This is a genomic window from Streptococcus sp. HMSC074B11, assembly GCF_001808705.1.
GTDB lineage: Bacteria > Bacillota > Bacilli > Lactobacillales > Streptococcaceae > Streptococcus.
The window spans coordinates 202,589-210,375 of record NZ_KV794260.1 but is presented as its reverse complement, the minus strand read 5'-3'; the positions used below and the strand labels follow the sequence as shown (position 1 = coordinate 210,375).

Genomic DNA, 7,787 nt, shown 5'->3' with positions numbered 1-7,787 from the left:
GACTTCTACTACTGGTGCTGGTTCGTCACCCTTACTTGTAGTTGGAGCTGGTTTCTCTGGTTCTTCTGGAAGCTCTTGGTGGAAGGTCGTCATTTCGTAGAACTCTGGTTTGCCACCTTCCCAAACAACTTTGACATCCAACAATGGCGCTTTTTCTCTCACTGCAAATGTTTGGAAGCTTGAGGTAATTTCACCTAGTTCTGACCAAGCATCTGCTTTATCTTCTTTCAGAGTACGAGCAAGCACACGAGCTTTCACTCCTTGAGGAAGACTTGAAACAAGTCGGATATGGTTAGCGTCTGTTGGTTCTGACAAGTGGTAAACAAGCTCACCTTGTTCTTTCTCAGCCTTATAGCTTGTCAAGACTTTGCCATCTACGAGGTTCGTATAAAGGTTGCCTTGGCTTTCACCGCTGTTTCCTTCTACAGTTGGGTCATTGATTGGTTTCACGAATTCACCATCATTGATCACTAACTCAGTGAAGCCTACAAAACGAGCATCATAGTCTGCTGTAAATAGAACACGGAGATAGTTGGCTTTAACTGGGCTTGAAAGTTCACCCTCGATGTAGCGATTTCCTGGCATCTTAGAATCATGTGTCCATCCATCTGTCAAGGAATCATCACGTGTTTCATTAGCAAGGCCGTCACCAACTGTCACAACATCTGTCCAAGTCTTACCATCTTGACTGACTTGAATCTTACCATCACGGAGATAGTTTTGAGTGCCGTCTTGGATGTAAGCTCTAATCTTCTTGATGTCACGTTCGCTACCAAGTTTCAAGGTGATATGACCATCTTTACGAGCATAGTCAGAAAACTCTACGAAGTTATTGTAAACACCATCGAATAATTGATCCAAGTTCTTGATCTTACGAACGTCATTTCGACCGTATGTTGGGTGGATTCCCATTGATGTAGAATCAAGTGTTGTTGGTTGAACTTCTTTTGTCTGAACGAGTAGTGATGTCGCTGTCACTGCTTGTTCTTGGTCAGTCTTATTAATCAAACGAACATAACGTACCAAGGACTTATCTGTCACTTGATCAGCTGGATACCATTCTTGAGCATTTGGAGAGTATTCCAAGTTGAGGGATGGATTTTCAATACCAAGTGCTTGAATGCTTTCAGCTTGGTGCAGACGATCAAGTTTCATACCCAAGTAGCTATTAGCTGGAAGCTTAGTTCCGTTTGGAATTTGCAGGTCATAACGGCCTAGACTGTCATAAACTGGAGTTGACTTCAAGCTTTCAACGTTTGTATCAGTCAATTCGCTATTGCCTGCACGTGTTTCAACTGAGAAGTCAGCGATACGCCACCATAGGTTGATGTTCTTAGTATTGCGAACACGAACGTAGCGAGCTGAAATTGGAGTTTCAATTTCTTTTGTTTGTTCACCAGTCAAGCGATCCAACTCTTGCCATGAGCTACCATCTGCAGAATACTCAAGAACACCTTCCGCCAATTTATCTCCTGATCCTTGAACCAGACGAACCTTGGTCACAGGTTTGACTTCACCCAAGTCAAGTTGCACCCAACCATTTACTGGAGTTGTGTCTGTTCGATCAGCATTTGCAAGCATGGCTTCAGTATTATCACGACCATCTGTAATCTGTCCAACTGTTGTGTTGTACTTGTACATAAGATTTGGACTGATTGTCACAGTAGCTGTCTGTTTGTTACGAACAACTTCTACAGGACGGTTAACAGCAATTTCTCTTACCGCAAACCAAGTGTTCCCACGATCTGAAGTTGCAATCATGCGAACAGCTTTAGCGTTGATGTTGAGGTTTTCAAATTTGAGCAGTGGTTCATTACCAGTATAGCTTGGTTCTGAAAGTGTTACCCACTCATCATTTTCATTGAGGTACTCAACCTTAGCATTGTTAAAGGTATCACGAGGATTTGCTTGAGTTCCCATTGCAAAGGTCAAGTTTTGAACTGAAACAGCCTTATTAAATTTCAAGCCAATGTAGTCACCAGTTTGAATGCTATTTGGTGACTTGATAAGGGCATGTGTTCCTAAATCTCCGTCAGTCACTTCAGCAAGTCCACCTTCGACACCTGTACGGTTTGTGATAAAGGTACTAATGACTTGGTCAGGATGCAAGGCTTTTTGAACTTCTGTTGCAAGGATTTCACGAAGGCCAAGTAAGAATGGACGGATGTGTTGAACACCCAACTCAGCTCTTTCATCATGGTCTACATAGTGGAAGGTATAAGTTTGTGATTGTTCGTAGAGTTTCAAGCCCTTATAGTAACTATCCCAAAGTTTTGCAGAATCGTTCTTTTCGATAGCTTCTGTACCATCAAGAAGAGCACTCAAGGCGTCCATTTGGTCAATAGTATTATCCAACCAGTAGTGGATTTGAGCACGCATCTTTTCATCACCAGATGCTTTATAAAGTTGAGCTGCTGCTTTTAGTTTAGCAAATTCTGCACGCAAGCCTTCACGCTCTGCACCAACATCTTGACCAGCTTTCAACTTAGACATGAAGGTCGCCAATTTTGGTGCAAGTTCAACAGACTCTTCCAATTTCACAACACGACCATCCATGTTTTGGTTGATCATATGTTTACCAAGCTCACGGAAGGCAACAGATGTTTCACTGTCAGTAAATTTACCTGTTTCAACAAAGTTGAAGGCGATATCATTTACTTTCTTAGCTTCTTCTTCTGACTTCCATTGTTTCCATGCATATTGAGCTGCAGAGAAGAGGGCAATCTTAGAAGGTTCAGATTGTTGCATTGGGTTCAACATGATACCTGATAGGAGACTTGGGTCCACATTTGGATGAAGGAATTTCTCACCGCCACCCAAAATCAAGTGTTGTTTAGAGTTATCTGTAACAGGCCAGTTAATCCATAGAGAAACTGGGCGGTAGGTCTTACCTCCTGCAGTCAGATTATTCTTAAGGTTTGAAAGGAAGCTTTCAGATACTTCACCCCAAATCTTACCACCAGTAAGGGTCATAGAAGTTGAAGTTGGAAGATTTTCGTTGAGTGATTTCAACTCATCTTCACGACCATTACCCCAATACTGACCTGGGACAAAAATCATTTCCTTACGAAGACCAACATAAGTTGCTTGTTTTTCAGTCAACCAATCTGTCATGTCCTTCATCAAGCGGTTGTAACTATTGTAGCCACCAACTGGACTTGGAGCATCATCAGCCAAAATACCGAACTCACGAACACCGACATCCATCAATTGAGTGAATTTAGCCTTAATAGTTTCAAGATCTTTTTGGTAGTCAGCATCGTTCCCAAAACGGATACGGTTGTTCATGAATGGGTGGATGGTCCAAACATAACGAGTCTTGTTTTGGTTTCCGACACGCGCCAATTCACGAATTTCAGCTAGTTTTTCTTCTGGATAAAGTTCACGCCATTTCTTGTTGTGATATGGATCATCTTTTGGTGCAAAGAAGTATTGGGTCAACTTCAAGTCACCACCATAACGCATCAACTCAGCACGATCAGCATTGCTCCAAGGGTTACCATAGTATCCTTCGATAAAGCCACGGTTCTTAATTTCAGCATAGTCTTCAACTGTTACGTTACGCAAGACTGGAGCTTCACTTTCATTAAGCATGTGTTTGAGAGTTGTCAAACCGTAGAAGACAGCATCTGTATCTTTACCGACGATAGAGATTGTATTGTTCTTGATTGACAAGGCGTAGGCATCAATCTTATCAAAGAGTCCTTGAGAAATTCCAGACACTTCTTTTTCAGCCTGGGAATTTTGACCATGAACACCAAGGTAGATGTTGGTAGCACCTGCCACTGCTGATTGACTGCTTGTATATGAGATTTGATGATCTTGTAAAACACTCTTCAAGCGGTTACGAGTATAGATATCCAAATTATCCCCCATAACAAGATTAACTTGTTTATGGAGTTTTGTAACACCTTCATCGTAAGTTACTTTTTGTGGCGTTGGGAAGACCTTGTACTCTTTCTTAAGGTAATCTTGACTTTTCGATGCTGCAGCAACCGCCTCGTCACTTGTAGGTTTCGTAGCTACAAAGTTATCCGCAAGTTCAGTTGTACCATCGCTTACTTCTTCAACTTTAGGTTTTTCTGGAGTCACAGGTTTCTCTGGACTAACTGGCTCTTCTGCATTGGTAGTAGAAACTGGTTTCAGAAGTTGAATTTCTGCAGCACTACCAAATCCTGCAACACCTGCTAGAACTTTTAACTCTACCTTATCCGTTTCAACTGCATCAAAGTTCACTGTTTTCTCTTTGGCATTGTTTTCCCAAGTTCCTGAAGCAACTTTAACCATCTGACCATCTTTTTGAGCATATATTTCATAAGATGTCACGACACCATTACCACCACCTGGACGTGGAAGATAAGTCAAACCATTGACTTTTTCACTTGCTTTCAAGTTCATAGCAACTGTGAATGGTGCTTGATGTCCAGACCATTTTGAATGCCAGAAGGTATTTGGATCATTGTCGAAGGCTTTTTCTACTGGACCTTCTGCATTGGTACCTGGTAATTCTTGACTAGTTGCAGAAACTGTAAAATGATCATTTGGAATCAAACGTGGATTTACAAATGGTTCATTTGACAACTCAGCACTATGCAAGATTCCTTTGAAACCACCGATCGTTTCAAGTGGTAAGACTAAGCTATTATGAGCCAAACGTGGATTGGCTGGATTGGCAATCCGTTCAACCTTTTCACCATCTACATAAACTTCTGTAGATTGTGGTTTCGTTACAACAGAGATTTGATAACGTTTGTTCTTTTCAAGTTTCTTGTTGAATTGAATATGGAATTGTTCAAAAGTATAGGCAAGGTAGCCATCCTTATCTGCAAGATAAAGTTGATTATTGCCACTTGTTGAGAAGGTCTGTTCACCGTCACCAGTTACAGTAACATCCATTTTCAAGACATGACTTGGTCCTGCGTCACCAACTAGACCTTCGATTGTACTGTCTTTATCGAAATTCAATCCTTTTTCACTTGTCTTCACTTTCTTAGCAAGGTAATCTTTAACAGTATCAGGATTTATCTTAAACAAATCTTCTTCAGTTACGGTCTTATCTGGATTAGATTGAGGTGCATAAACACTTGCTGGTTGAATACGTTCTGCATAGGTCTTTGCTGCACGATCTGAACCCCAGGTGCGTTCTGCAGTAGACTGCATACTCTTGAAGAAACGTTTAAAGATATCGTAAGAAGTAAGTCCAGTTTCATGGAGGTCAATGTTATCATTCCAAACTGCATGACCACCACCAAGGATATTTGGATTAGAGGCTTCTAGGCGTGGTCCTCCACCTGTTGAGAAGTCATTTGGTGTCCAGCGGTTGTATTGAGTTTCATAGTTTGCATAATCCCCATAACCACCTTGACTGTTGCTTCCACTTGGAACACTATAGGTTGGAATATCTGTGATATTGATAATCTTAGCACCCTGAGCAATGGCCGCTGCTGGTCGTTGCCAACCAATACTCCAGATATCAACTTCTACATCTTTCCAATCAACAGGTGTAGTTCCTTGTTTGGCAGAGAGCGAACCCCAAATACGCGGTGTTAGACCTTTGCCTTTGATGTACTGGATCATATCATTGACATAGCGACGATAGCTTTCTGGACTTCCATAGTACTCATCTGTACCGATATGAACAGTAGAAACGCCATGAAGCGGTGCATCTTCACCATCGAGCAATTTATCATAGACTGATTTGACAAAAGCGAGCGTTTCTTCGTACTTGTTATCCAAGTCCAACATAGCTACACGTTCTACATTGTGTTTTCTCGCACTAAGTTGACCCTTGTACATCAAGTCTGGACGGACCTTAACAAATGAAAGGGCGTGACCTGGTGTGTCAATTTCAGGAACAAGGTTGATATGCAAAGCTTTAGCTAACTTGATAATTTCTTGCATCTCTTCCTTGGTGTAATGTTCTTTTGATGTTAATTTTTCACCATTTTCACCGACAACATCAGTTTCTACACGGAAGCCTGTCTTAGCATTTTTAAGAACATAGTCTAGTTCTTCTTGAGGAGTAAGATTTTTCCCTGCTAAATGATCCTTTAAGAAGATATAGTTATCATTCAAGTGCAACTGCAAGTCGTTCATCTTGTAGTAGGCCATGTTGAGCATGATATCTACAAGCGTATCATAAGGGATAAACTTACGACCTGTATCTAGCATAAAGCCACGGTGACTAAAGCTTGGGAAGTCACGGATTTCTCCATTTTGCAAATCATTTTCGCCCATTTGAAGAAGGGTACGTGTAGCATAAAATGCTCCTGCATTGGTCGCAGCTTCTACGGTGATAACTCCATCTTTAACAGTGATACCATAGCCTTCCTTGCCATAGCCCTTGTCTTCAACCTTTTTAAATTCGATCCGTTTTTGAGCTGTTTGATCACCTGTAGCGATTTCTAGCCCACGACTTTCAAGGTCAGTCTGATAGAATTTAGCTTCTTGACCAAATCCAGAATCGCCAACTGAAATCACGGTATCAGCTGTAATAGAAGTTTTGCCTTCAGTTCCATACCATTGTTGAACTGCTGGAGCAACTGCTGGTTTAGTGCCAACACCTTCGTCTGTATGCAAGCCTTTAATGACTACTTCAAATTCTTTTGTGAAAGTATGAGTATCCTTGACTTGTTGGACCATGACCTTAACAGTTTGATCTGTTAAGGGTTTATAGATTTTGTTATTTAGGTCAACAACACCCTGTTTGTTGCTACCAATCAAGCTGACTTGGCCTGGTAATTTAGGTAAAACAAGTGATTTCCCATCTTCAGCAACAGCTAATTCTGTCACTTGGCGAATATCTGTTGGTTTGCTAGCGTCTGGAATGTTTGAGTAGGCACGAATTTCTTGAATCCCAACATTTTTCCAGTTCATTGTACCAGCTTGATAATCCGTGATTTCAAGTTTAAGGTACTTGGCTTGGATAGCTTCTTTCAAGTCAATTTTTTCATCAAGAAGAGGATTCCCTGTTCTTTGATAGGCCAACTTCCATTCTTTAACTCCTGATCCATTCACATCATCCTGGCCAGCGTAATAGAGGTTCCATGATTTGATATTTGGATCATTTTGTTCACCACGAACGCGGCGGTCCCAATCAATCTCAACATGCTTAATCACTGTTGTCTTTTCAAGTGTAAATTCGATTGTTGGTTTCTCAACGTTTTGGTCAGTAGCCCAGCGAGTGTCAGGTTTTCCGTCAATTGCCTTTTCTGCTGTGTATTGTGTGTTGGCTTCATGGTTTGATGCTGTAGCAGTCGCCTTTTCTAAATGATTGACATCTGGTGTATCTACTACATCTTTAGTCACAGGACTTGCAGCTGGTTTCGCCTCAGAAGCTACTTCCTCTTTTGGATTTGTAGCTGGTTTTGAAGCCACTTCTTCCTTAGGAGCAGGAGTTTCAGTTGGTTTTGGAGTAGTTGTTTCAGCTGCAGTTGCTTCAGTTTCTGACGCTGCAGGTTGATCATCTACAGTTCCAGCACTCGCTTCTGCTTTTTCAATAGCTGCTGCTATATCTGCTGGCAGTTTATCCAGAGGCTGAGCTTGTGTTACCGTACCTTCTGTCTCTGCAGGTCCTTCTGTTTCAGCAGCTTGAACCATACCAGCTCCAAAGATACTGGCACCAATCATAACAGAAGCTGCGCCGATTGTAAATTTACGTATACTGTAATGACACCGTTTCTCAAAAAAATGTTTTCCCATTTTTTCCTATTTCCTTTCATACGCTCACGAGTGGTAAGCGCTCTCATTTCCCTTTAGAAAAAGAGAGGACCTAGAGGGTCCTCTCT

At 41.5% G+C, this 7,787-nt stretch carries 1 protein-coding gene; it reads right to left on the bottom strand.

Going from position 1 to position 7,787, the window contains the following annotated elements; genetic code table 11:
- Positions 1-7,701 (bottom strand): beta-N-acetylglucosaminidase domain-containing protein (locus HMPREF2619_RS04105; protein WP_070459230.1); only part of this gene is annotated, 7,701 nt, incomplete at its 3' end.
- Between the last annotated feature and the right edge of the window lie 86 nt (positions 7,702-7,787).